At 72.6% G+C, this 21,759-nt stretch carries 20 protein-coding genes; 7 read left to right on the top strand and 13 right to left on the bottom strand.

What is annotated here, in order from left to right; all coding sequences use genetic code 11:
* Positions 1-14: 14 nt before the first annotated feature.
* From RM445_RS26855 to RM445_RS26810, 10 genes are all read right to left on the bottom strand, one after another.
* The gene (locus RM445_RS26855) at positions 15-1,838 is read right to left on the bottom strand and encodes a phage tail protein (RefSeq protein ID WP_311559652.1); all 1,824 of its coding nucleotides are present in this window, start codon (positions 1,836-1,838) and stop codon (positions 15-17) included.
* Positions 1,835-4,054, bottom strand: coding sequence for a baseplate J/gp47 family protein (locus tag RM445_RS26850; RefSeq protein ID WP_311559651.1), 2,220 nt, complete (start codon positions 4,052-4,054; stop codon positions 1,835-1,837). Before RM445_RS26850 ends, RM445_RS26855 begins: the two co-directional genes overlap by 4 nt.
* Positions 4,051-4,443, bottom strand: a complete 393-nt coding sequence (locus RM445_RS26845) for a GPW/gp25 family protein (RefSeq protein ID WP_311559650.1) — start codon at positions 4,441-4,443, stop codon at positions 4,051-4,053. Before RM445_RS26845 ends, RM445_RS26850 begins: the two co-directional genes overlap by 4 nt.
* Before the next feature lie 4 nt (positions 4,444-4,447).
* A complete protein-coding gene (locus RM445_RS26840; RefSeq protein ID WP_311559649.1) occupies positions 4,448-4,837 on the bottom strand; it encodes a hypothetical protein in 390 nt (129 codons plus the stop codon).
* Positions 4,837-6,651 carry a phage baseplate assembly protein V gene (locus RM445_RS26835; RefSeq protein ID WP_311559648.1) on the bottom strand — a complete coding sequence of 605 codons (1,815 nt, stop codon included), beginning with the start codon at positions 6,649-6,651 and terminating at the stop codon, positions 4,837-4,839. Before RM445_RS26835 ends, RM445_RS26840 begins: the two co-directional genes overlap by 1 nt.
* Entirely contained in the window at positions 6,648-7,346 is a 699-nt protein-coding gene (locus RM445_RS26830) for a CIS tube protein (protein ID WP_311559647.1), read from the bottom strand. Before RM445_RS26830 ends, RM445_RS26835 begins: the two co-directional genes overlap by 4 nt.
* Positions 7,346-8,671 carry an eCIS core domain-containing protein gene (locus tag RM445_RS26825; protein WP_311559646.1) on the bottom strand — a complete coding sequence of 442 codons (1,326 nt, stop codon included), beginning with the start codon at positions 8,669-8,671 and terminating at the stop codon, positions 7,346-7,348. The genes RM445_RS26830 and RM445_RS26825 overlap by 1 nt, the downstream gene beginning before the upstream one ends.
* 114 nt (positions 8,672-8,785) lie before the next feature.
* Positions 8,786-9,229: a hypothetical protein gene (locus tag RM445_RS26820; protein WP_311559645.1), complete on the bottom strand. Its 444-nt coding sequence runs from the start codon at positions 9,227-9,229 to the stop codon at positions 8,786-8,788.
* 4 nt (positions 9,230-9,233) lie between these two features.
* Entirely contained in the window at positions 9,234-9,674 is a 441-nt protein-coding gene (locus tag RM445_RS26815; RefSeq protein ID WP_311559644.1) for a phage tail protein, read from the bottom strand.
* Positions 9,675-9,677: 3 nt separating this feature from the next.
* Positions 9,678-11,147: a phage tail sheath family protein gene (locus RM445_RS26810; RefSeq protein ID WP_311559643.1), complete on the bottom strand. Its 1,470-nt coding sequence runs from the start codon at positions 11,145-11,147 to the stop codon at positions 9,678-9,680.
* A 201-nt stretch (positions 11,148-11,348) separates the two neighbouring features.
* On the opposite strand from RM445_RS26810, the gene RM445_RS26805 reads away from it, so the two are divergent.
* The 5 genes from RM445_RS26805 to RM445_RS26785 all read left to right on the top strand — a co-directional run bounded on the left by RM445_RS26805 (position 11,349) and on the right by RM445_RS26785 (position 16,823).
* Entirely contained in the window at positions 11,349-12,269 is a 921-nt protein-coding gene (locus tag RM445_RS26805) for a Pvc16 family protein (RefSeq protein WP_311559642.1), read from the top strand.
* Between the two features lie 314 nt (positions 12,270-12,583).
* Positions 12,584-13,354 carry an AfsR/SARP family transcriptional regulator gene (locus tag RM445_RS26800; protein ID WP_311559641.1) on the top strand — a complete coding sequence of 257 codons (771 nt, stop codon included), beginning with the start codon at positions 12,584-12,586 and terminating at the stop codon, positions 13,352-13,354.
* The gene (locus RM445_RS26795; RefSeq protein WP_311559640.1) at positions 13,347-15,395 is read left to right on the top strand and encodes an ATP-binding protein; all 2,049 of its coding nucleotides are present in this window, start codon (positions 13,347-13,349) and stop codon (positions 15,393-15,395) included. Before RM445_RS26800 ends, RM445_RS26795 begins: the two co-directional genes overlap by 8 nt.
* Before the next feature lie 511 nt (positions 15,396-15,906).
* Positions 15,907-16,230, top strand: a complete 324-nt coding sequence (locus RM445_RS26790) for a PadR family transcriptional regulator (RefSeq protein WP_311559638.1) — start codon at positions 15,907-15,909, stop codon at positions 16,228-16,230.
* Positions 16,227-16,823: an HD domain-containing protein gene (locus RM445_RS26785; RefSeq protein WP_311559637.1), complete on the top strand. Its 597-nt coding sequence runs from the start codon at positions 16,227-16,229 to the stop codon at positions 16,821-16,823. Before RM445_RS26790 ends, RM445_RS26785 begins: the two co-directional genes overlap by 4 nt.
* Positions 16,824-17,265: 442 nt before the next feature.
* Here RM445_RS26785 and RM445_RS26780 read toward each other — a convergent pair whose 3' ends face one another.
* From RM445_RS26780 to RM445_RS26770, 3 genes are read right to left on the bottom strand one after another with little or no spacing between them, the layout of a single operon-like run.
* On the bottom strand, positions 17,266-17,712 hold the full coding sequence (locus RM445_RS26780; RefSeq protein ID WP_311559636.1) for a carboxymuconolactone decarboxylase family protein: 447 nt from the start codon (positions 17,710-17,712) through the stop codon (positions 17,266-17,268).
* The gene (locus RM445_RS26775; protein WP_311559635.1) at positions 17,669-18,460 is read right to left on the bottom strand and encodes a YbfB/YjiJ family MFS transporter; all 792 of its coding nucleotides are present in this window, start codon (positions 18,458-18,460) and stop codon (positions 17,669-17,671) included. The genes RM445_RS26780 and RM445_RS26775 overlap by 44 nt, the downstream gene beginning before the upstream one ends.
* Positions 18,461-18,462: 2 nt before the next feature.
* Positions 18,463-18,936: a YbfB/YjiJ family MFS transporter gene (locus RM445_RS26770; RefSeq protein ID WP_311559634.1), complete on the bottom strand. Its 474-nt coding sequence runs from the start codon at positions 18,934-18,936 to the stop codon at positions 18,463-18,465.
* A gap of 183 nt (positions 18,937-19,119) precedes the next feature.
* Here RM445_RS26770 and RM445_RS26765 point away from each other — a divergent pair, with 183 nt between their 5' ends.
* Together RM445_RS26765 and RM445_RS26760 are read left to right on the top strand one after the other, a co-directional pair.
* A complete protein-coding gene (locus RM445_RS26765; RefSeq protein ID WP_311559632.1) occupies positions 19,120-19,731 on the top strand; it encodes a VOC family protein in 612 nt (203 codons plus the stop codon).
* Between the two features lie 440 nt (positions 19,732-20,171).
* Complete coding sequence (locus tag RM445_RS26760) at positions 20,172-21,704, top strand: ORC-CDC6 family AAA ATPase (RefSeq protein ID WP_449619192.1); 1,533 nt, start codon at positions 20,172-20,174, stop codon at positions 21,702-21,704.
* Positions 21,705-21,759 lie beyond the last annotated feature (55 nt).

Below are 21,759 nucleotides of genomic sequence, written 5' to 3'. Positions count from 1 at the left end.
TGGTTGCTCCTGACTCACGTGTCGGTCGATGCCTGCGGTCGGGCGGCCACCACGGAGGCCGGCTTGTGGTGGTCGATGATCGACGCCACGTCGTGGGCGATCCGACGCCGGGTGAGCGCCGTGTCGGGGTCGGTCGGGCGCTGCCGGGAGAAGTGCACCGAGACCCCGAGGAATCCCGGCCGGTTGCGGACGATCGAGGCGTCGTCCCGATCGACGGCCTGCCCGGGGTCGCTGACGTAGACCGTGCCGTCGAGGACGACCATGCCGGTGGGCCTGTTCAGCCGGCCCGGCGCGGTGACCTCCTCGATCCCGGCCACCGCGAGCGTCGCCGCGTCGGCGGTGCCGGTCAGCCGCACCCGGTACACCGACGCCGGCTCGGCCCGCGCCTTGACGAACGGGTCCGCCTCCCGCGCGGTCCGCGGACGCAGGCCGAGGTCGAGCACGAGCAGGGAGTCCGGGCCGTCCACGGTGAGGGCGACCGGCGTCACCAGCGGGTTCGCCTCCGCCGGCAGCGTCGCAAGGAGCCGGCGCTCGGTCCAGGTGTCCGGGTCGGCAGGGTCGTCGCCGCGGTCGACGAGGACGAGGTCGGCCGGGCGGGCGTCGGTGGACTGCGGGTCCCGGGAGCGGAGGTCGACGACGACGAGGTGGTCGCCGAGCGCGACGAGAGGGCCGGGCACGAGGCCCTCGGTCCGGAACGGGTGACGGAACGCCTCGGTCGCGGGCGCGTCGGCGTTCACGGCGACGAGGGCGTCGCGGTCGACGACGAGGAGCCGGGCCGGGGCGTCGACGATCATCTCGTCGGACTCCAGCGGCGAGAGCCCGGTGCTCGCGAGGCCGAGGGCCGCCCGCGTCGCCAGCTGGGTGAGGGTCTCGGGGGTGCCCGAGGAGAGCCGGTATAGGGCGTCGACGTCGAGGACGAAGGCATGCCACCCGTTGCCCTCCACCTCGACCACGAGGGCGCGCGCACCCTTAAGCGGCGCCTCTGGTCTCGGTTCCTCGGCGGTCGGACGCGGACGACCGAGGGGCCGCGGCGTCGGCGGCGCCCCCTCGGTGTCGACGTAGGCCCCGGTGCGGGAGACCCGCCACAGCCCGCGCACCGTGCCCGGGGCGATGGCGCTCTCGCCGAGCAGGAGATCGCCGTCCGGCGTCGCGGCGAGGCAGCCGGGATCGGTGAGCCCCGGGTACACCACCTCGACGGGTCCCGTGTCCGACACGGGGGCGACACGGCCCTCGTCGGGGAGGTCGTCGCGGAACAGCTCGTCGGCGGGATCGTCGTCGGCAGGACCGTCGTCGGCGGGATCGTCGTCGTCCAGGGGCGCCGCCGGGCCGCGGCGCAGGAACGGTCCGTGGGCGAGCAGCGTGTGGAGCGGGGCGAGCCGGCCCGGTGTCGGCGTGCAGAACAGGATCCGTGACCCGTCGTCCAGGGCGATCCGCGGACGGGCGGCCGAGACGGCGTAGTGCTCCAGGCTGCGGAGCAGTCCCTCGAACGTCCCCTGCCCATCCAGGGCGGGCACCGCGGTGGCGACCGCCCGCCGCCGCTGGTGGTCGTCCCACACCGGGGATAGCTCGGTGCCCACCCAGCCGGCCAGCCACGGCAGGAAGCCGGCGGGCATCCGGTAGGGGTCGAACAGCAGGGGCAGCCGGTCGAGGACGGCCTCGATGCCGTCATGGGTGTGGGTCACCCCGTCGACGGTGTGCTCGAGCCCCCCGCCGCGGCGGTCGAGGATCGTCTCGGCGATCCGCAGCAGGACCTCGACTGAGATGCCCTCACCGCCCAAGGCCAGGACCTCGGGGAGGTAGCGCAGGTAGCCGCTGCGCCGGTCGTCACCGACGCTCACGGCGGGGGCACCTGGCCGGTCGGCCCGACCGTCACCCGTCCCGCGCAGACCAGCTCGTAGTCGACGACACGCACCTGGTTCCTGCTGGGGCGGTCACCGATGATGTCGCCGATGGGCCGCTGCTTCTCGAAGACAGTGCCGGAGACGTAAAACAGCCGCTCGGGCGCGAGCACCAGGGAGGTGAGGAACCCGACGGACTCCGGCGGGCGGACGGCCTGGTAGAGGTCGCTGATGAAGACGCTCTGGCCGATCTCCCAGCCGCGTCCGCCGCGGCCGTGCACCGGGTGCAGGTACTCGCGGATCGCCCGCTCGATCCGGTCCTGTTCGGCCTTCTCGTCGGCGACGAGACCCTGCGCTCTGGCCGTTGGGAAGACCTCCACCGTGGCGTGCACTCGGATCGAGATGTACTTCGGGCCGCTGATGTGCACGGCGGTGGCGAGCGAACGGCTGCGGTCGAGCGCCGCGAGGACCTGCTGCACCAGCGCCAGCGACGGCCGGGGGCGGGGGTCGTCGGGCCCGAGGTCGGGCACGACGATCACGTTGACCACGCCCGGGGCGCGCTGCAGGTTCGCGTACGTCCACGGGTCGCCCTCCTTGCCGCCCGGCTCGTCACGCTCGCGCAGGCGCGGCGGGAGGGCGCGGACGATGGCGATGCCGGGGGCGGCGGCTCGGGCGACGGCCTCGTAGTCCTCCGCCGTGACCGCCCGGCCGCGCTGCCGCAGCACCGCAGGCGCGCGCCGCTTGGCCTCCTCGATCGGCTCCTCGTCCACGCCGTGGCGGCCGGGCACCGGGTTGGTCACCCCGCACCCGACGTCGCGGGTCGGCACGAGCACGGTTCCGGCCGGCACGTTGCCACGGGCGCCGGTGGCGACATGCCGGTAGGACGCCAGGATCTCGGCGTCGGGGAGCGGGACGTCGCCGGGCGCCGGGTCGCCGAGGACGACCTCCCCGGTGACCGGGTCGAGCAGGTAGGAGCGCTCGAAGCCGGCGGCAAGGTACTCGACCCTGCTCCAGGGCCGCCCCGCAACGGTGATCCGGACGTGGTCGTAGGGCCGGTCGGCGCCCGGCACGGCGTGCACCGGCCACCGGGCCAGCCGGCCGACCGGCAGCGCGCCCGGGGTGGCCCCGGCGACCGGCTCGAGCCGCTCGTCGACGACTGCGCCTACCGTTGCTGCGGGGGCGGTGTTCGGGTCGAGCCGATTAAGGCGCAGCCGCAGGAAGCGCGGGGCCGCCGGCGGCGTCCCCGCGGGTGGGGCGGGCAGCGGTTCCGGGTCGTAGCCCACCCGCACCCCGACCCAGCGCGGGGCACGCGGGTCGGGGCGTTCCGGGTCGGCGGGCAGCACGACGCCCGGCGCGGGGTCCCGGCGCTCCCACTCCTCCTCCGCGCGCACCGCCAGCCGCACCACGCCGGGCCGGGTCAGGCCCGCGGTGCCGTCGTCGAGCATGTCGAAGGCGGTCCAGCCGCCCCAGTCCGTCAGGCGGTCGAACGGCTGCTCGGGATCCACCAGGCCGGACGACGAGTACACCCACTCGACCCGCTCCCCCGGCTGCCGGCCCTCGAGCCCGCGGAACGGCTCGACGTAGAGGTCGAGCGTGGCCGGCGGCGGGTCGTCCGTGGCCAGGGCGAGGGTGACCTGCGCTCCCGTGTCCTCGACGAGCTTCAGGTCGAGGTGCGCGGGCTCCGGTCCGGCGAACCGGGCGGAGGCGTCGGAGTGGGCCGCGCCGGCGACGACGTCGGTCCGCACCACCCCGATCCGGCGGGCGGCGACGACGGTCAGCGCCGTTTCTGTCGCGAAGATGACGGGTGCGTCGGCCGCGGTGCCAGTGGTCGCCGTGGCCCCGGTCTGGGCGGCGGTGCCGGCCGGGAGGGTCACCGGCGCGCCGGTGCGGGAGAACGTCAGCAGCGTCCACGCCGGCCGCTGCGGTGCGCGGGTGACGCCGAGCAGGTTCAGGAAGGCGACGTAGTGCTTCTCGGGCACCCGGTTCAGCCGGTAGATCAGGCTCTCGACCAGCCACGCGAAAAGCTCGATCAGCGTGATCCCGATGTCGCTGGGGTTGCGGTCCTTCCACTGCGGCGCGAAGCGGTCGATCAGCGCGGTGGCCTCGTCGACGAGGTCCTGCCAGCGGCGGTCGTCCAGGTCGGGGGCAAGGATCCGGCCGCGCTCGGACCGCTCCGGCGGGAGCACGTTGTCGAGGCGCGGCACCGGCCCGGTCATGACGGCCCCTCTAGCGGGACGGGCTGGAGCAGGCTGCGCACGTCGGCCGTGCCGACCAGCCGGTAGGTCACGACGACGAGGAGCGTCGCGTCGGCGACGACGTTGCGCACGTCGACGTCGAGCACCTCGATCCGCGGCTCCCACCGGGCCAGCGCGGACTCCACGAGGTGGCGAGCGAGGTTGGCCGTGGCGGGGGTGTTGGCCGAGAAGGCGAGGCTGCGCAGGTTCGCGCCGAAATCCGGGCGCATGACCCGCTCGCCGTGCTGGGTACGCAGGATCATGCGGATCGACTGCTCGACCAGCGCCACGCCCGCGGCCTCCGCCACGCCGCCGATGGGCGTGAGGGTGAGCGGGTGCGCCGCGCCGCGGCCGTAGAAGTCCCCGAGCATCGCGTCACTCCGCCTGCAGTCGGGTCTGCCCGGCGTCCACGTCGATCGGCACGGGTGGGGGCACCGGCGGCGACACCGGCATCGGCCTCACAGCCGGCGGCACGCCCGTGGTCGCCGCCGCGAACGTCGACGCCAGCAGCACCGGCACACCGTCCACGAACAGCCGAGACGCGGATCCGCCGGACACCGCGACGGGCGGCGGGCACGGCGCCGTCGGCGGGCTGGCCGCGCTCGGCTGCGCGCAGCCGGCGATCGTCGCGACCCCGGCGGCGGTGAGCACGCCCACTCCGCCGACGGTCAGCCGCGTCGACGCAGGGGTGATCGTGATCTTCCCGGGGCCCGGGTGCCCGCACGTGAGGGTGCTCGCCGCGGTGAGGACGGGGGTGGCGGGCATCAGGGGCTCACCCCCGTCACGTCCATCTGCGCGGTGGTGACGGTGACCTTGGACCCTCCCGCGTTCAGCGCGATCCCGGTCTTCGCGTTCACCGTGGCCTGGCCCGCCGTCGCGGTCAGCGTCAGGTCCTTGCCGGCCGTCACGGACACCCCGCCACCGCTGGCGCCGACGGTGACGTCCGTGCCGGCCGTGACGGTGACCCTGCCCGTCGCGCCCACGGTCACGTCCTTCGCCGCCTGCAGGTTCACGGTGCCGGCGAGCGACGTGAACGCGATGTCGCCCGCCGGGGCCTCGAACGTGAGGTCGCCGCCGGTGAGGCCGGCGGTGACCTTGACCGAGCCGTCGGCCGCCATCGTGATCGCCGCGCCGCCGGGGTGCTCGACGGCGATGGTGCGCTGGTTGTCGTCGAGGGTGATCGTGTGGCCGGCCCTGCTCCGCAGGCGCTGCACCCCGGGCAGCTGCGCCGGCTTCGGGCCCGCCCGCCACAGGCAGCCCAGCGCGTAGCCCCGCGTGATCTCGCCGTCGACGAAGGCGAGCAGGACCTGGTCGCCGATCTCGGGCAGGAAGTAGGCGCCACGGCCGTCGCCGGCCATGAACGTCGCGCACGACACCTTCACCTGGTCGGTCGGCGGCGTGTTCGGGAGGTTGACCCAGAGCTTGTAGAGGATCGGGTCGACGGCCCGCACCGTGCCGACTACCACCCCGTGGATGGGCTCGCGCTTGTGCGGCGAGGGGGTGTCGAACGTCGCCTTGCGCAGCAGGCCGAGCACGCTGGCCTCGGCGCGCTGGGTGACGTCGAAGTCCGTGCGGTAGCCCGACGCGTCGAGGGTGTGGCTGACGCGGCTGAGCCGGTAGCGCCCGCTGAACCGCTTACCCACCCCGCTGACCTCGATGAACTGGCCGGCGAGCAGCGCGGGCAGCCCGATGCACGACCCGCTCGCCTCGTACATCCCGTCGAGGATCTGCTGCAGCATCGCCTTCGCCAGCGCGAGCGCGTCGATCGGCGAGGTCACCTTGCCGGTGCTGATCGTGCGGGCGCCCAGCCGGGCGAGCGTCGCGATGCCGGCCTCGCCGAGCCGCTCGAGGACGTCGTCGAGGTCCAGCGTGGCGGCCGCCATCACCCCGACGATGTTCTGCGCGAGGTCGGCGTTGTATCCGCGGACGATCTGGACGCCGGCCAGTCCCGCGTAAGACAGCCGCGGGGAGAACGACGAGAGGTTGCGGCCCCATTCGAGCTCGACCATCTCCGTCTGGGGCCGGGGGAACCGGAAGAACAGCTTGTCCCAGCGGACGAAGACCTCGAAGTAGTTGGCGTAGGCGCGCTCCTTGAGGATCGTCATGTCGGGCGCGGTCCGCGGCAGGGCCTCCTCCGGCGGAAACGGGCTCGGGTCCACGATCGGGATCAGCCCCGCCTCGAGGGCGACCTGGGTGGCCATGAGGCTGTCGTTGGTGAACAGGAACGCGGGCCGGTCGGGGACGCTGTGGCGCAGCCGCTGCGACCGGTCGTAGCCGGACACGGTGATCGTCTGCGCGCCGGACTGCGGGAACGACGGCTCGATCGCGGCGATCTCGCCGAGCATCATCGGGTGCAGGTCGTCGCCGTAGCCCATGTGCAGCTCGACGTCCTTGCCGGGCGCGAACAGCGGCGAGTCGGTGAACCGGTTGCCGGCGTTGTCGAGCACGATCGTGAACATGTCGGCGAGCTCGACGTCGTTGTCGTAGCGCACCGACAGCACGTGCCGGCTGACGTCGGCGGCGAGCGTGACGCCGCTGATGTCGATGCGGGCCCGGGGGGCGAAGAAGGCGGTGGTCATCGGTCGCGCCGGTCCCGGGGCATCACCAGCGTCGCGCCGGGGAGCAGGGCGAGGGGGTCGTCGATGTCGTTGGCCTCGGCGACCTCGCGCCAGCGGCGCGGGTCGTTGAGGAAGGTGGCGGCCAGGTTCGGGAGGGTGTCGCGCGTGGTGACCTGGTGCAGTGCGGGCGGGCCGACGAACAGGCCGGAGCGGACCTCGACCTCCACCCGGACGAACTCCTGGAAGCGCACCGACAGCCGCGCCCGCACCGGGGTGCCGTCCGGCAGGAACATCGTGACCTGCTGGTTGGCCTCCAGCAGCACGCACTGGAAGGAGAACGTGCCCATCAGGAACAGCAGCACCGGCGGGGTGTGGGTCACGGGGTCCGGGTCGAGCAGCCGGATGATCCGGCCGGTGTGCGCGCGCACGTCGGCCCGCTGCTCGTAGGTGTCGTAGAACAGCTCCATGCGCAGCGTCCGGGCGCGGCCGCGGACGTACTGCACCGGGGAGGTCGCGAGGCCCGGGATCCCGATCTCGCTGATCTCGTTGCCCTGGTCGAGCGTGTACTCCTCGGGGTTGAACATCACCGGCACCCGGTCACCGGAACGGGTGTCCACGATGACGGCGCTGGTGACCTGGGCCCGGGCGCGGGGGGCGGGCTCGCGGACGGCGGCGCGGATCGCCCGGAAGGCCGCCGCAATCACCGGGGTGGTCATCACGCCCCCCGTTCGCGGTCGGTGCGGACCCGGCGCATCAGCGCGCGGAGCGCCGCCGCTGCTGAGTCGCCCGCCGGTGCGGCGGGCGGTGACGGCGCGGGCCCCTCGGCGGGCCGGTCCGCGGGGGCCGCCATCGGCGTCGCGGCGGCCGAGGTGGCCGGGGCGGGGGCCGCGGCCGCGGGGACGCTCGGTGCGGGGAGGGCGCCGGCGTGCCCCGGGGCCCCGTCCGCAGGGGACCGGTGCCCGACGGCCGTCGTCGCGGACGTGCCGTTCGGGAAGGCAGCCGGCGTGGACCGGCGCTGGTCGGCCGTCGAGGTCGGCCACGCGCGGCCGCCGACCGGCGGGGACGCGACGCCCGCGGGAGGCGCGGGCCGCCGCGGGTCGCCGCGGCCCACAAGCAGCCGCCGGGCACGGACCACGGGCTCGGCCGCGTCCTCGGCGGCGGGGTGGGCGGCGGGGTGGGCGGCAACGTCGCCGTTCGTCGCGGGAGCGGGCGCGAGCGGCGCCGGGAGGCCGGCCGGCGGCGGGATCGGCCCGTCGCCGCGGGGCGCGGGGACCGGCGCCGGGGCGTCGGGGGACGGCGGCGGCGCGGGCGGCACGGCGGCGGAGGCGCTGCCGGTGCGGTCCCGGTCGGCGATCGTGGCAGCGACTGCGGACGCCGCCCGCTCCTCCCCCGCCCGCCCGCTCGCCGTGGCGCGCCGCCAGGCCGTCCCCGGCCGCGTCGCCTCGGCGGCGTGCATCGCCTCGTGCGCGAGCAGCGCGCGGCCCTGCGGGGTGCGCGGCCGGAACCGGCCCTGCCGCAGGAAGATCTGCTGGCCGACGGTCAGCGCCGCGGCCCCGTGCGCCCGGGCGGCAGCGTCCGCGGCCGGGTCGGCGTCGCCGTCGTGCACCGCGACCCGCTCCAGGCCCGGACCGACCAGCGGCGCCAGCTGCCCGGCCAGGTCCGGGGGGAACACCACCGAGGGGGTGCCCGACGCGGCCGCGACCGGGTCCGGGATCGGCGGGGCGAACGGCGTGGGGGCGGCGGCGCGCGGCATGGGCGCGCGAGCGGTCGCCGTCGGGACCGGGCCCGCCGTGGGCCCTCCCGACGATGCCGGGGAGGCCGGGTCGCCGAGCCGGGCCGGCGCGTCGTCCCAGGCGGGCGGCACGTCGGCCTCGACGCGCAGCCGCCGGTCCGCGGGGGCGTCCCAACGGCGGGCGGGCCGCTCCCGCGCGGCGAGCCGTCGGGCGACTGCGTCGCGGCGGGCCAGCGTGGCGCGGGCCGTGACGTCGAGGCGCTGCCCGAGGGTGGTCGGCTCGGGGGTATCCGCATCGGGGATGTTCACGGGCTCACCTCGCCGGCGCCCGTCGGCCTCGTGCGCCGGGGCGGCCCGCTCACGATCCGTCCTGCGTGTACTGCACCGCCGCGAGCCAGCGGCGGCGCTCCCGGTGGTCGAGGTTCACGATCTCACCGTGGGTCCAGTGGACACGCTGTCCGAGGAGGGCGACCTCGTGGTAGACCCGGTCCACGGGGTAGCCGACGATTCCCCCGGCGGCGGCACCTCGGCCCGGTACGATGCCTGGCACTGCGGGCAGATGACGGCGACCTCCGGCGGGGCCAGCCCGTTGATCCGGTTGTACATCTCCTGCAGGTGGTCCAGATCGCGGGCGAAGAGGCGCTCGATCACGCCGGGATTGATCTGGGTGATCGTGCCGAGCCGCAGCACCACCCGGGCGAGCAGGATGACGATGAGGTACGCGGGCAGGGCCTGCACCCGCGGGTCCTTCATGGGCAGGATCTCGTCGGCCGCGGTCGCCAGGCGCATCACGCCGTGGCGGTGCAGGTTGCCGTCGTCGTCGACGTAGCCCTGGGGCAGCTCGAACTCGTGCTCGACGTTCAGCACGGCGTCACGCCCTCGAAATGCCCTCGTGCGCCAGCACGAGCGACTCCACCGCGACCTCGTTGCCTTGGGCGTTGAACGCCGGGCCCTCCCACTTCGTCGGCCATGCGTTGACGAAGTTCCACCGGACGACCTCCGTGCGGTTGGCGAGGTCGTACACGACGATCGAGCCGTTCTTGCGCTGCACCTGGCCGTCGATGACCTGGCGGCGCCACGTCCACAGCTCGGTGGAGTCGGTGAGCCCCCATTTGAGCATGATGTCGCCGAACGTCGTCTTGCCGGGCAGTTTGTAGACGGTGGTGTTGTCGCCGCCCTGACGGAAGTCGATGACCTCCGTCGTGGCCTCCAGGCCGCCGCACTCGCGGAAGCTGGCCTGGATGATGCCGTCGAGCTCCACGAGGAAGTTGAAGCTGACGTAGGGGTCGACCCGTGCTCCGGTCGTGGGCATCGATCAGCCTTCCTGTACCTGGCCACCGCCGGCCCAGATCCCGATCTGGACCACGACGAACTCGGCGGGCCGCACCGGCGCCACCCCGACCTCGACGACGACCTGACCGAGCTCCGGGTCCGGGTTGTTCGACTGGTCGACCTTGACGTAGAAGGCCTCCGCCGCGGTGGCCCCGAACAGCGCCCCCGAGCTCCACACCCGGGTGAGGAACTCGGTGATCGTGCGGTCCAGGCGCTTCCAGAGCGACAGGTCGTTGGGCTCGAAGACGGCCCAGCGGATGCCCTCCTGGATGGACTCCTCGATGAACAGGAACAGCCGCCGGACGTTGACGTAGCGCCAGTCGGTGTTGTTCGAGGTGGTGCGCGCGCCCCAGACCGTGGGGGTGGACCGGCCCGCGAAGACCCGTAGGACGTTGACGCCGCGGTCGTTGAGCCGGCCGTGCTCGACGTCGTCGAGCACGGCCTCGAGCCCGAGCGCGCCCGCGACCAGCTCGTTCGCCGGCGCCTTGTGCACGCCGCGCTGGGCGTCCACCCGTGTGAAGATCCCGGCGACGTGGCCGGAGGGGGGTACCGCGATCGTCTTGCCGCGGCGCGCGGGGTTCGGCACGGACAGCCAGGGGTGGTAGAGCGCGGCGAAACCCCTCGGCGACTCCAGCCGGGCGCGCTGCGTCAGCACCGCCGCCGCAGGCGCGCCCTTCTCGGCGTCGAGCACGGCGAACCGGTCCTGGGTGGTGATCTCGCAGTGGTCGATCAGGGCGCGCTGGACGTCGGGCGTGGTGACGCCGGGCGCGCAGACGATGCTGACCTCGTCGACCTTGGCCAATGCGCCGAGGGCCGCGGTCCACGCCTTGGCGTCGTCGCCGGCCTGGGCGTCCGCCCCGTCCTTCAGCGCGGTTGCCCCCGCCTTGGCGGGCGAGTCGCGCTCGTCGGGGTCGGCCAGCGTCACCTCCACCGGCGCGTCCTGCAGCACCGAGCCGACGAACCGTGGGTCGGCCGGGTCCATGGACAGGTTCTCGAACGTCTCGGTCTGGCCGTCGACCGGCCCGGTGACGACCAGCGCGAAGTGCGGGTCGTCGGCCGCGGCCGGGCGGGTGACCTCGACCTTGATCTTGTTGCCCCCGGCGCCCGCCCGGCGCGCGGTGACGTTGAGCACGGTGCGCGCCGGCGTGCCGCCCTTGAGCTCGGCGGACGCGCGCAGGGCCGTGGTCCCGACCCGGGTGACGAAGGCGACTGTCCCGCCGTTGTCGAAGAAGCCGGCCACCGCGCGCGCCAGGTTGAGCTGTTCAGGCTCGGTGGCGACCGGCGCGGCAAACCGCGCGGTGAACCGGGCCATGTCGGTGATCAGTGTGGGCTCGCCGATCGGGCCGTCGGCGGTGGCGCCGAGGAACCCCACCGCGCTCGTGCCGACCCCCGCGATCGGCCCGGTGGCGACTTTCTCGTCGATGTACACGCCGGGGGCCGTGAGGTTCACCATGGCAGCTCTCCTTCGTCACCCGCCCGCACTCGGGCGCAGCCTGGCAGCCCGTCGTCTCTCCCGTGTTGCCGCGCCGTCGTCGCGGCGTCACGGCCCCGTCACCGCCGCAAGCGGCGGGGCCGGCCCGGTGACGCCGCGGTGGCGCCCGCGTGACGCCTGTGCACTGTGCTGGTCCCCCGTCCACCGGGGGAGCCCGTCGCGATGATCGATCTGCTCGACCACGCCCTGCGCACCCTGCTGCTGCGCGGGCTGACCGACCTGGACGACGACCTGCGACGGATCGGCTTCCAACCCCCGGACGACGAGTGGCGGGCCGCCGTGGCCAGCGTGTCCGCGGTGGCGCTGAACGTCTACCTCGCCGAGGTCCGGCAGAACCGTGACCTGCGCTCGACCGCGCGGCACCGGTTCGTCCGCGACGACGTGCTCGTCGACCGGCCGGCGCCGACCTGGCTGGAGTGCCGCTACCTGATCAGCGCGTGGAGCCCGGCCGCCGCGCAGGTGGAGCCCACGCCGATCGAGCACGCCCTGCTGTACCGGGCCGTCGCGGTCCTGCAGGACGCTGCGCCGGTGAACCCGACCCACGCCCACGGCGCCGACACGGCCGCGATCGAGGCGTGGCCCGACGGGTTCCGCGACGTGGACCTGCCCACCCAGCTGATGCCGGTCGACGGTTTTGCCAAGCTGGCCGAATTCTGGGGGACGATGGGCACCAACCACCGGTGGCGGCCGGTGGTGGAGCTGGCGGTCGGGCTGCCGGTGCTGTTCACCGAGCCCGTCGTGCGCGGGCCCGCCGCCGTGACCCTCACCCTGCGGACCGGTCCCCGCACGGGAGAAGCGGACGAGCAGGATGTGCGGGTGCAACTCGGCGGTCAGGTGCGCGGCCCCGACGACCGCCCGCCCACCTCGCCCGTCGCGGTGACAGTGGTGGAGGTCGCGAGCGGGCTCGCGGTGCACACGACGACCATGGACCCCGCCACCGGGCGCTTCGTCGTCGACCTCCCGCTCGGCGCAGTCGCCGATCCCGACCGCTTCCGCCTGCGGGCCACCACGGCGGCCGGCATGACCGCCGAGGTCCCGGCGGACCCGCGGCTGCCCGGGCCCGTGATCCGGCTCGGACCGTGAGGGTCGGTGGGCACGCTGGGTACCGGGGGCACCGGGCGGCGCGACCGAACGGGCGTGTTGCTGATCAGGGTGTGGTGGGAGGCCGAGCCGTCGGTGTGGCGGGCCCGCATCACCCACCGGGTCGACGTGACTGGACCTGCCGAGACAGTAACGTTCGCCGCGAGCACGGACGACATCCACACCGCAGTGGGCGAGTGGCTCCGAACGTTCCTCGAGGCCGAAACCCCTGACGGCCCCGCGACGGCCCGGCGACCTCCGTCACCGGGCAGAACGGGTCCGGGCACCGTCGAACCGCACGGCCCGCTGGGAGCCCCATGACTACCTCTGCTCGCGTCGCGGAAGGTGCACGTCGTGGTGGAACGGACGCGGTGGGTCGGGTCGAGCTCAGCCTCATCCGCGGCTTCCGCGTCGTGCACGAGGGCACCATGGTGAGCCTGCCGCTGGGCGCCCAGCGGGTGCTGGCCTTCCTGGCGCTGCACGACCGGCCGGTACTGCGGGCGGCCGTGGCCGGCACGTTGTGGCAGGACGCCGCCGAGCGGCGCGCCTGCGCGAGCCTGCGGTCGGCGCTGTGGCGGCTCAACCAGCCCGGCCTGCGGCTGGTGGACGCGACGGTCACGTCGCTGTGCCTGGCCCCGCACGTCCGTGTCGACCTCCAGCGGGTCGAGGAGCTGGCCCACGACGTCCTCTCGCGGCGCGTCGCGTGCGAGGCGATGGGCCGCCCTGCGCAGTCGTTCCGTGGCGACTTCCTGCCTGACTGGCCGGACGACTGGGTGCTCATCGAGCGCGAGCGGTTCCGTCAGCTACGGCTGCACGTGTTGGAGGCGCTGTGCGACCAGCTCACCGAGGTCGGCCGGTTCGGGGAGGCCGTCGACGCGGGGCTCGCTGCCGTCGCGGCGGAGCCCCTGCGGGAAAGTGCGCACCGCGCCGTCATGCGCGCCTACCTGGCGGAGGGCAACCGCGGGGAGGCGCTGCGCCAGTACGACCTCTACCGCCAGCTCGCGCAGACCGAACTGGGCGTGGCGCCGTCGGCCGTCATGCGCGCGCTGGTCGCCAACACCGCCGCGCCGGACCCGCGCGATGGCTGAGCTGGACGGCTGCTGGGCCCGGCTCGACGAGCGGCTGCTCGGCGCGGTGGCCGCCGCCGAGCAGCGCCTCGGGCCGCCGGGCGGCGACCCGTTCCGGGGGCTGCACCTCTCGGCCCAGGACGTCACGAGCGCCTTCGGCCCGCCTGCCGGCGCCCCGCGGCTCGGGACCTCGCCGGCCGGGACGGTCGAGCCGCCGGCCGGGCTCGCCTGGCTCGTCGACGGCTACGGGCTCACCGCCTTCGACCTGGACGCCCTGCTGATCGGCCTCGCGCCGGAGGTCGACCTGCGCTACGGGCGCGTCTACGCCTACCTGCAGGACGACGTGCGGCGCCGGCGGCCGAGCGTCGACCTGGTGCTGGACCTGCTCTGCGGGTCGGCCGAGGAGAAGCGGCGCTGCCGGGCCCGGTTCGCCCCCCACGCGCCGCTGCTCCACCACCTGCTCGTGCACCTTGACGCGCCGGACGCTGACGCTCCGATGCTCGCCCGCCTCGTGCGGCCGGACCCGCAGGTCGTCGACGCCCTGCTCGGCGTCGGCGGAGTCGACCGCAGGCTGAGGGGCTGGTGCCGCCTGCTCCCTCCGGCGCCCGCGGACGACCCGCGAGTCGACGCGAGCGCGGTCACGGCCGTGACCGCGCTCGTCACCGAAGCCCGGGCGCGCGCTGTCCCGCTGCGCCTGCACCTGCAGGGCGCGCCCGTCGGCGCCCGTCGGCTCGTCGCCGCCGCTGCCGCCACGGCCGCGCGCGTCCCACTGCTCTGCGTCGACCTCGCCACTGCGGGCGAAGAGATCGCGCTGCTGCCGCTCGCCTGCCGGGAGGCCCGGCTGCATGGCGCGCTGCTCCTGCTCGACGGGACCGACGCCGTGGCCGACAATCCGGCCGTCTGGCGGCTGCTGGTGGACGCGGTGGCCCGCGACGGCGGGGTCACCCTGCTGACCGGAACACGGCCCTGGCCACCGACGGCCGACACCCTCGCCGGTGTGGTGACGGTGCCGGTCCCGGCGCCGGGGGCCGCGACGCGCCGGGCGTGCTGGACGGCGGCACTCGCGCGCCACGGCGTCGACCTGCCCGCGGACGAGCTGGACACGCTCGCCACGCGCTTCCACCTCGACGTCGCCCAGATCGACGACGCCGCCGCGGCCGCCGGCCCGACCGCCGCCCTGCGCGGCGCGCCGGCCGCGCGGCTCGCCGACGTCTCGGCCGCCGCCCGCGATCGGTCGGGGCACGCCCTGGCCGTGTTGGCCCGCCGCATCCGCCCGCGGGCCGGCTGGGCGGACCTGGTCCTGCCGCCGGACCCCACCGCGCAGCTGCGGGAGGTCTGCGACCGCGCCCGGCACCGGGAGCAGGTGGTGAACGGCTGGGGCTTCGACCGCGGCGGCACCCCCGGGCTGGGCACGAGCGTGCTGTTCACCGGCGGCTCGGGCACCGGCAAGACCACCGCGGCGCAGATCGTTGCCGGCGAGCTGGGCCTGGACCTCTACGCGATCGACCTGTCGCGGGTGGTAGACAAGTACGTCGGCGAGACCGAGAAGAACCTCGCCCGGATCTTCGACGCAGCCCGCGACACCGACGCCGTCCTCTTCTTCGACGAGGCGGACGCCCTGTTCGGCAAGCGCTCCGAGGTGCGCGACAGCCACGATCGCTACGCCAACATCGAGATCAGCTTCTTGCTCCAGCGCATCGAGCAGTTCGACGGCGTCGCCATCCTCGCCACCAACCTGCACCAGCACCTCGACGAGGCCCTGCTGCGGCGGCTGGCGTTCAGTGTCGCGTTCCCGTTCCCCGACGAGGCGCACCGGCGACGTCTCTGGGAGGTCGTCTGGCCGGAGGTGCCCCGTGCGTCCTGCGTGGACCTCGACCTGCTGGCCCGCCGGTTCCCCCTCAGCGGCGGCAACATCCGCAACATCGCCTTGGCCGCGTCGTTCCTCGCCGCTGCGGACGGGAAGGTGGTGCGCATGGAACACCTGATGCACGCCACCCGGCGGGAGTACCAGAAGCTCGGCAAGGCGCTCGGGGCCGCAGAGCTGGCACTGGTGTCCGGGTAGGGGCGGTGGAGCACCGGGCGCAGCTCGTGGCGGAGCGCCACGGACGAAAGCGTTGGTCAAAAGCACTGAGGGCGGCCCTCGACGACCGAGTATCGCCCTCGTTCGCCGTGTCGGGACGACAGGATCTGAACCTGCGACCCCTTGGCCCCCAGGCTCGGCCTCAGCGTCTGCCAAGCGCTGTATCAATGCGCTGAGCTGCAGAGACTGACTCGGCAGACGTCGGCACATCTCGTCGAATCCGGGGCCGTTGCGGTCAGCGTTGCTGTCATAGGGAGCCGGCAAGACGCCGTAGCTCCAAGCTGCCCTACGTGCAGTGCCTCAGATGCCAACCGGGATGTGCCCACCAGCGCGACGATCACCGCTGCAACGTCATGGCGGCCTCCAGCATCCATCAGCCAGCGATGCCACCGCGCCGTCTCCGCTACCTGCTGGTCGACACTGCTCCATACAGGGTCACTGCTCGACATCAGTGGCACCTCCACGTAGTGTCCGACATATGTCGGATAAGCGCATGACCGACTCCACCCTGCAGGTCCTGCACGCCCTGCTCGCCGACCCCACCCGCGAGCGCTACGGGCTCGAGCTAAGCAAGAGCTCCGGCATCGCCCACGGCACCATGTACGGAATCCTCGTCCGGCTCGAGGACTGGGGCTGGCTGGAGAACCGCCTCGACTACCTCCCGGACCGGGCCACTCCCCCACGCCGCTACTACCGGCTGACCAGCGACGGCGCCGTGCGGGCACGAGCAACCGTCGAACAGGCCGAGCAACGCGCGACCCGTGGGCGGCGACGAGGCTCGCCCCTGCTCGGCAAGAAGGCGGGGTACGCGACATGACCTCCCCCACCCTGCGGCTCCTCGACTGGGCACGCGCACACGGTCCCGAGGTTCTCGACGCCATCGGCCGCGCCCTGGTCGTCGCCCAACAGGCGCACCGCGACGAGCAACGCCGCAGCGGAGACCCCTACATCACCCACCCCGTCGAGGTCGCACTCATCCTCACCGAACAGGGCGCGGCACCCGAAACCGTGGTCACCGCGGTGCTGCACGACGTTCCCGACGCCAAGAGCCCACGATCTGTCCCCGAGCTGCGCGCACAGTTCGGCGACGTCGTCGCCGGCCTCCTCCTCGGCTACACCGGGCTCGACCGACACCCTCACAGCCCCGGACTGCGGCAAGCCGACCGGCGCGCACTGCAGGTCAAAGTCGCCGACCGCCTGCACAACATGCGCACCATCCGGCACCTGACCCTCGCATCACAGCGGCAGAAGGCGGAGCAGACCCGCGAACTCGTCGCGCCGATAGCCCGGTCCCTCGGCATGGTCGAACTCGGCCTCGAACTCGACAGATTGTCCTACGCGACCCTGCGATCAGTCGACGAAGCCACACGTCGCAACCGCGGCGGCACGTCCACACGAAGCATCCGCTGAGCACGACCGCACTGCGCCACACCCTTCACGTCGGCGCGATTGCCCTACCGCCGCACTGCCGCGACCGGTGGCGACAGGACTGGGACGGCGAACTCCACGCCTGCACGACCATCCACGAACGCCTCGCCTTCGCCCGCAACGTTCTCCTCGGCCTTCCGGCCATGGCCCTGCACACCCGACGAACGGATCGTCGATGAACACGACCCTGCTCCTCGCCATCTTCGTGGCGCTCCTCGGCCTCTGCGCGTTCGCAGCCGCTGCGGCCGCCGTCGAACACGCCACCCGCGCCACCGCATGGCGTCAGATCGCGCTCGCACGACGCTGGAACCAGGAGAAACGAGTCAGGTCGCGGCCGCGATCAGTCGTTCCTCAATCACTGACTCTTGCGCGCTGCCCCCCAGCAGCTGACCGAGCCGGATCATCCCGGCGAAGTGCTCCTCGCCTATGCCGGCAGGAGTGGCAGCAACGGCACGTCCGTGGCGTCGGGCGGCGTACGTGCCACGTTGAGGACCATGGACAGCATGGTGAAGTAGCCGATGAGACCGACCAGTTCGACGACGCCGCGCTCACCCAGAGCGGCCACGGCGTCCTCGTAGGTGGCGTCGCTAAGTCCGTGGTGGGCAAGCAGCTCGTGCACGAGGTCGACGACCCGGCGCTCATCGTCGGGCAGCGTGGGCGGGCGCCGGCCGTGGCGCAGCGCCTCGACGGTCTCGGGGGCGACGCCGGCCGCCACGGCGAGCGGGGCATGGACGCACCACTCGAACTGTTGGGTCCAGACGCGGGCGACCACGAGCGTGGCGAGCTCGGTGAGGCGGGCCGGCAGCACGCTGTGGAAGCGCAGCGTCTCACCGACCTTCTGCACGCGGGTCAGCAGCTCGGGGCTGCGCATCAGCGGAATGAACGGCCCCCGCACCGCCTTGCGCGGACCGGCGATCAGCTCGTCGGCGGCGGCCCGCTGGGCGGGATCCAACGTCTCTGGCGGCAGCGGGGGCATCCGTTCCGCGGGCAGGGTCGTCATGACGGTGGTGTCCTTCCGGTCGACGCGCGAGGGTGGCGGCGGTGACGAGCAAGACCGCGGCAGCGACCAAGCTGGGAACCGTGAGGTCATCGCTGCGGACCAGCAGGGGGCCGACGAGCTGCCCGACCGCGAACGCGGTCGTCATCGCGGCGACAAGTCGGGTGCCGCTGGCGGTGAGTTCGCGCGCGGCCCGCATCGCGGCCAGGGTGACGACCATGAAGGTGCCGCCGACGGTCACCGCCGCGACCACGACCCCGGGCAGGCCGGGTCGCAACACCGGCGCCAGCACGCCGACGGCCATCACCGCCTGGGCCAGCGCCCAGACCCGCAGCGGGCCGTGTCGGCGCAGCAGTGGCCCCGCGGCCAGGGTCGAGACGGCGGCGGCGACACCGAAGACCGGCCAGGCCCACCCGAACACGGCCGGGTCGGGTACCAGCGCCCGAGCCGCAGCGGGCAGGAACGTGGCGGGCAGGATGTAGCCCAGGCCCAGGGCGCCGTAGCAGACGACGAGCCGGCGCGGTGTCACGGCGATGTCGGGCCGGCCCGGCGAGGGCAGCGGCTCGACATCCGGCGGATCGGGGCGCAGCGGCGGCCCGCTCGCCGGCCGCCACGCGGCCACGGTCAGCACCGCAGCGAGGACCCCGAGCGCGATCCACGCCTCGGCCGGGACCCGGCCAACTGCCCCACCACCAGGACCAGCAGCCCGGCCACCGCGATGCCGGCACCGACGCCGGCGTAGCTGCCGGCGGCGACCGTGAGCGACGAGACCCCCACGAACACCGCCGCGCTCGCGACCCCGGCGCCGAATCGCAGTACCACCCAGCCGGTGAAGTTCGGCAGCAGGGCCATCGCGGCGGTGAGCACCGCCACCGCGGCGAGCCCGGCGCGCACCAGCACCTTCGGCTGCGGCCGCCCGAGCGTGCAGGCCAGCGCGCCTGCCAGGTAGCCGGCGTAGTTCGCGGCCGCCAGGACGCCACCCGCAGTCAGCGACAGGCCGAGCTGCTGCTGCATCAGCGGCAGTACCGGGGTGAACGCGAACCGGCCGATGCCCATTGCGGCGGCAAGGGCGAGGAAACCGGCGAGGGCGGCGGGCACGACACGATGCTAGGGGCGGGGAGCGGCGGCTCGGCTACTCCGACCGCACTCTCGATGCCGCCTGCGTCGCCGAGCTGCTCCGCCTCCTCCACGCTCGACCACCTGCCGGTGTTCACCGAGCCGGCCGAGTGCGTGTCGGCCTCCGGCCGACCGGCGCAGGTGCGGTGGGGCACCCTGAAGCGCATGAGGCTCGAGCTGGACCACGTGATGGTGTTCGTGCCGGACCCCGATGCGATCGAGCCAGGATGGTTCCCGGGCTGTACCTACGAGCCGGGGCAGCGGCACACCGGCCAGGGCACGCGCAACCGTCGAGTGGTCTTCCCGGACAACTACGTGGAGCTGGTCTGGATCGACGACGCGGACGCGCACGAGCGCACCGGTCTCCGGTTCGGACCGCGCTGTGCGCGCCGGGCGGGTGCCTGCCCGTTCGGCGTCGTCCTGCGCGGTGTGGTCCCGGAGCAGGACCGCGCGCGCTTCGCCGGCTACGTCGTCCCCGCGGGCGGCCCGTCGCTGCTCCTGCTGCGTGCCGCCCTGGACCGCCCGGAGCTTCCCTTCGTCGCGGTGGGGGAGTCCGACGGCGTCCCCACCCCCAGACCGCGCGACCGCTTCGACCCGGCATTCCTGCAGCAACCCGGCGGGGCCCGAGGAATCCGGCGGGCGACGATCCGCAACCAGGTGCTGCCGGACCTCGGCTCGCTGCGCTCGCACGAGGTCACCTTCGCGGACAGTGAGCCCGAGCTGCGGTTGGAGATCGACGGAGTCACCGAGCCGTGGTCGGTTGGAGCGTCGCACTGACCGGTCGACGGCTTCATCCGGGTGGCCGGGCCCTCGTTGGGTCGTGACGCGTAATGCGGCTGCACTGCTCGGCGAGTATCAGCACCACTACAACAGCCATCGGCCACACCGCGCGCTGTGCCAGCCGCTCCCCTACGACCACTTCCCAGCGGACGAGGAGCGAGACGAACATCATCCGACGACGCGACCGGCTCGGTGGACTGCTCCACGAGTATCAGCAGGTCGCGTGACCTGTGCCCCGTTTTCGGCACCCACAGGTTAGGCACGCAGGAAAGGGGCCCCGTCAACAATCTTGACGCGCGACACTCGGGCCGAACCGTCGTCCCCGTCCGACAAGTCATGTGTCGGGCACCGGCTCTGACCGGTCTTGATCGCCATCACGTGCGGGATAGAAGATTCGGCCTGGCGGACCATCCAATCGTTTGACAGACTGAGACCTGATGGACAGTATGCGACAGCGACATCTGAACCAGTCGTTCATGCGGATCCCTCGGCGAGCCGAGAACACTGACCGCAGTACTCTCGCCGCGACTTACGTGAACGCGGGGTCGTTTTCGGCGATGCTGCACTCGACTGATCACCAAATTTTGTACGGTCGGCGCGGTACCGGCAAGACTCACGCACTACAGCACCTAAGCGACCTGGTTGAGCGCACCGGCGATGTGTCCATCTATGTCGACTTGCGGACAATCGGCTCGACCGGTGGAACATACGCGATTGGCGATATGAGTGCTTCAATACGAGGGACTCAGTTACTCGTGGACGTTTTGGAGACTATTCACGACGAGTTGTTTGCGTTCGCGCTTGAGCAGGCAGACGACCTGCTGCAGTCACTTGATGCGCTTGCCGAAGCAGCCACGACCGTTGAGGTGGTGGGCGAGGTCGAGCGCGAGACTACAGTGGGAGATACGAGGCAGTCGAAGTTCGGCTTGGAGCTGAGCGGTGGCCCCTCAGCGAAGCTTACGTCTGAAGATAACACGTCGACGTCCGCTCAGAGCCGATTGCGCCGCACCGGCATTGAGCAGCTTCACATTGTGTTTGGGCCGCTCAACCGCGCGCTTCGCGCAATCAGTCGAGCGCTCGGCACACGAAGACTGTGGCTTCTTTTGGACGAATGGAGCAGTATACCGCTTGATCTTCAACCATTACTGGCCGACCTACTAAGACGGAGTGTTTTACCAGTATCGAAGATAACGGTGAAGATTGCCGCGATCGAGCGTCGCTGCAGATTTAGTATACCAACGGCACCAGGAGATTACGTTGGGATCGAGCTTGGAGCCGACGCTGCGACAGCCGTCAGCCTGGATGACGCGATGGTCTTCAGCGACGAAGGGAAGGGAGCGCAAGACTTCTTCGCCCAGCTATTTTACAACCATTCTCATGCAATGCTTCGCAGACTGGTCGATCCGCCGTGCGATGCCGCACAATTTATCTCGGAAGCCTTCCGGGGAGATGCGTTCTTAGAACTAGTCCGTGCAGCCGAGGGCGTACCCCGAGATGCGATCAATATTGCCGCACTCGCGGCTCAACTCGCTCATGAAGACCCCGTAGAGCCGCTACACATTCGCAGAGCGGCACGTGACTGGTATCTTCGGGACAAGCAGGCTGCCATAGATAGTGATGAAGAAGCTAGAATCATCTTGAGCAAGCTCGTGAACGAGGTGGTGGGCAAACGTCGGTCCCGCACCTTTCTTCTCGAGCACACCACCAGCGCGGCACACCAGGTGATCGATACGCTATACGACGCACGGCTACTCCATGTGCTGCGTCGAGGCATCGTGGACCGAGAGCAGCCCGGAACCCTCTATGACGGGTTTGCTATTGATTACGGCTGCTATGTTGCCCTCATGCTTGACGGTAAACTGCAATGTCGGCCACGACATCGCGTGGGTTGGCTAAACTCGGTACACGCCGTTCCGCCCGACGGCTTCGACTTCCACAAAGAGGCGATCGATTTGAATACCCTCAACTAACGCCGACGTCGAGGAGATCATCGCCATGGCCGCCGAGCGGATGAGCATTGCCGCG

The sequence above is a fragment of the Pseudonocardia charpentierae genome (genome assembly GCF_031845345.1).
GTDB classification, from domain to species: Bacteria; Actinomycetota; Actinomycetes; order Mycobacteriales; family Pseudonocardiaceae; genus Pseudonocardia; species Pseudonocardia charpentierae.
The sequence above is the reverse complement of the archived record's forward strand: the minus strand, read 5'-3'. Positions and strand labels throughout refer to the sequence as shown.

Coding starts and splice junctions, on each gene's coding strand:
- RM445_RS26835 (WP_311559648.1), bottom strand. CDS start 6,651: ATGACCACCGCCTTCTTCGCCCCCCGGGCCCGCATCGACATCAGCGGC.
- RM445_RS26760 (WP_449619192.1), top strand. CDS start 20,172: ATGGACAGTATGCGACAGCGACATCTGAACCAGTCGTTCATGCGGATC.
- RM445_RS26815 (WP_311559644.1), bottom strand. CDS start 9,674: ATGCCCACGACCGGAGCACGGGTCGACCCCTACGTCAGCTTCAACTTC.
- RM445_RS26830 (WP_311559647.1), bottom strand. CDS start 7,346: ATGACCACCCCGGTGATTGCGGCGGCCTTCCGGGCGATCCGCGCCGCC.
- RM445_RS26840 (WP_311559649.1), bottom strand. CDS start 4,837: ATGCCCGCCACCCCCGTCCTCACCGCGGCGAGCACCCTCACGTGCGGG.
- RM445_RS26785 (WP_311559637.1), top strand. CDS start 16,227: ATGACCTCCCCCACCCTGCGGCTCCTCGACTGGGCACGCGCACACGGT.
- RM445_RS26800 (WP_311559641.1), top strand. CDS start 12,584: ATGACTACCTCTGCTCGCGTCGCGGAAGGTGCACGTCGTGGTGGAACG.
- RM445_RS26795 (WP_311559640.1), top strand. CDS start 13,347: ATGGCTGAGCTGGACGGCTGCTGGGCCCGGCTCGACGAGCGGCTGCTC.
- RM445_RS26810 (WP_311559643.1), bottom strand. CDS start 11,147: ATGGTGAACCTCACGGCCCCCGGCGTGTACATCGACGAGAAAGTCGCC.
- RM445_RS26780 (WP_311559636.1), bottom strand. CDS start 17,712: ATGCGCAGCCCCGAGCTGCTGACCCGCGTGCAGAAGGTCGGTGAGACG.
- RM445_RS26805 (WP_311559642.1), top strand. CDS start 11,349: ATGATCGATCTGCTCGACCACGCCCTGCGCACCCTGCTGCTGCGCGGG.
- RM445_RS26850 (WP_311559651.1), bottom strand. CDS start 4,054: ATGACCGGGCCGGTGCCGCGCCTCGACAACGTGCTCCCGCCGGAGCGG.
- RM445_RS26845 (WP_311559650.1), bottom strand. CDS start 4,443: ATGCTCGGGGACTTCTACGGCCGCGGCGCGGCGCACCCGCTCACCCTC.
- RM445_RS26790 (WP_311559638.1), top strand. CDS start 15,907: ATGACCGACTCCACCCTGCAGGTCCTGCACGCCCTGCTCGCCGACCCC.
- RM445_RS26765 (WP_311559632.1), top strand. CDS start 19,120: ATGAGGCTCGAGCTGGACCACGTGATGGTGTTCGTGCCGGACCCCGAT.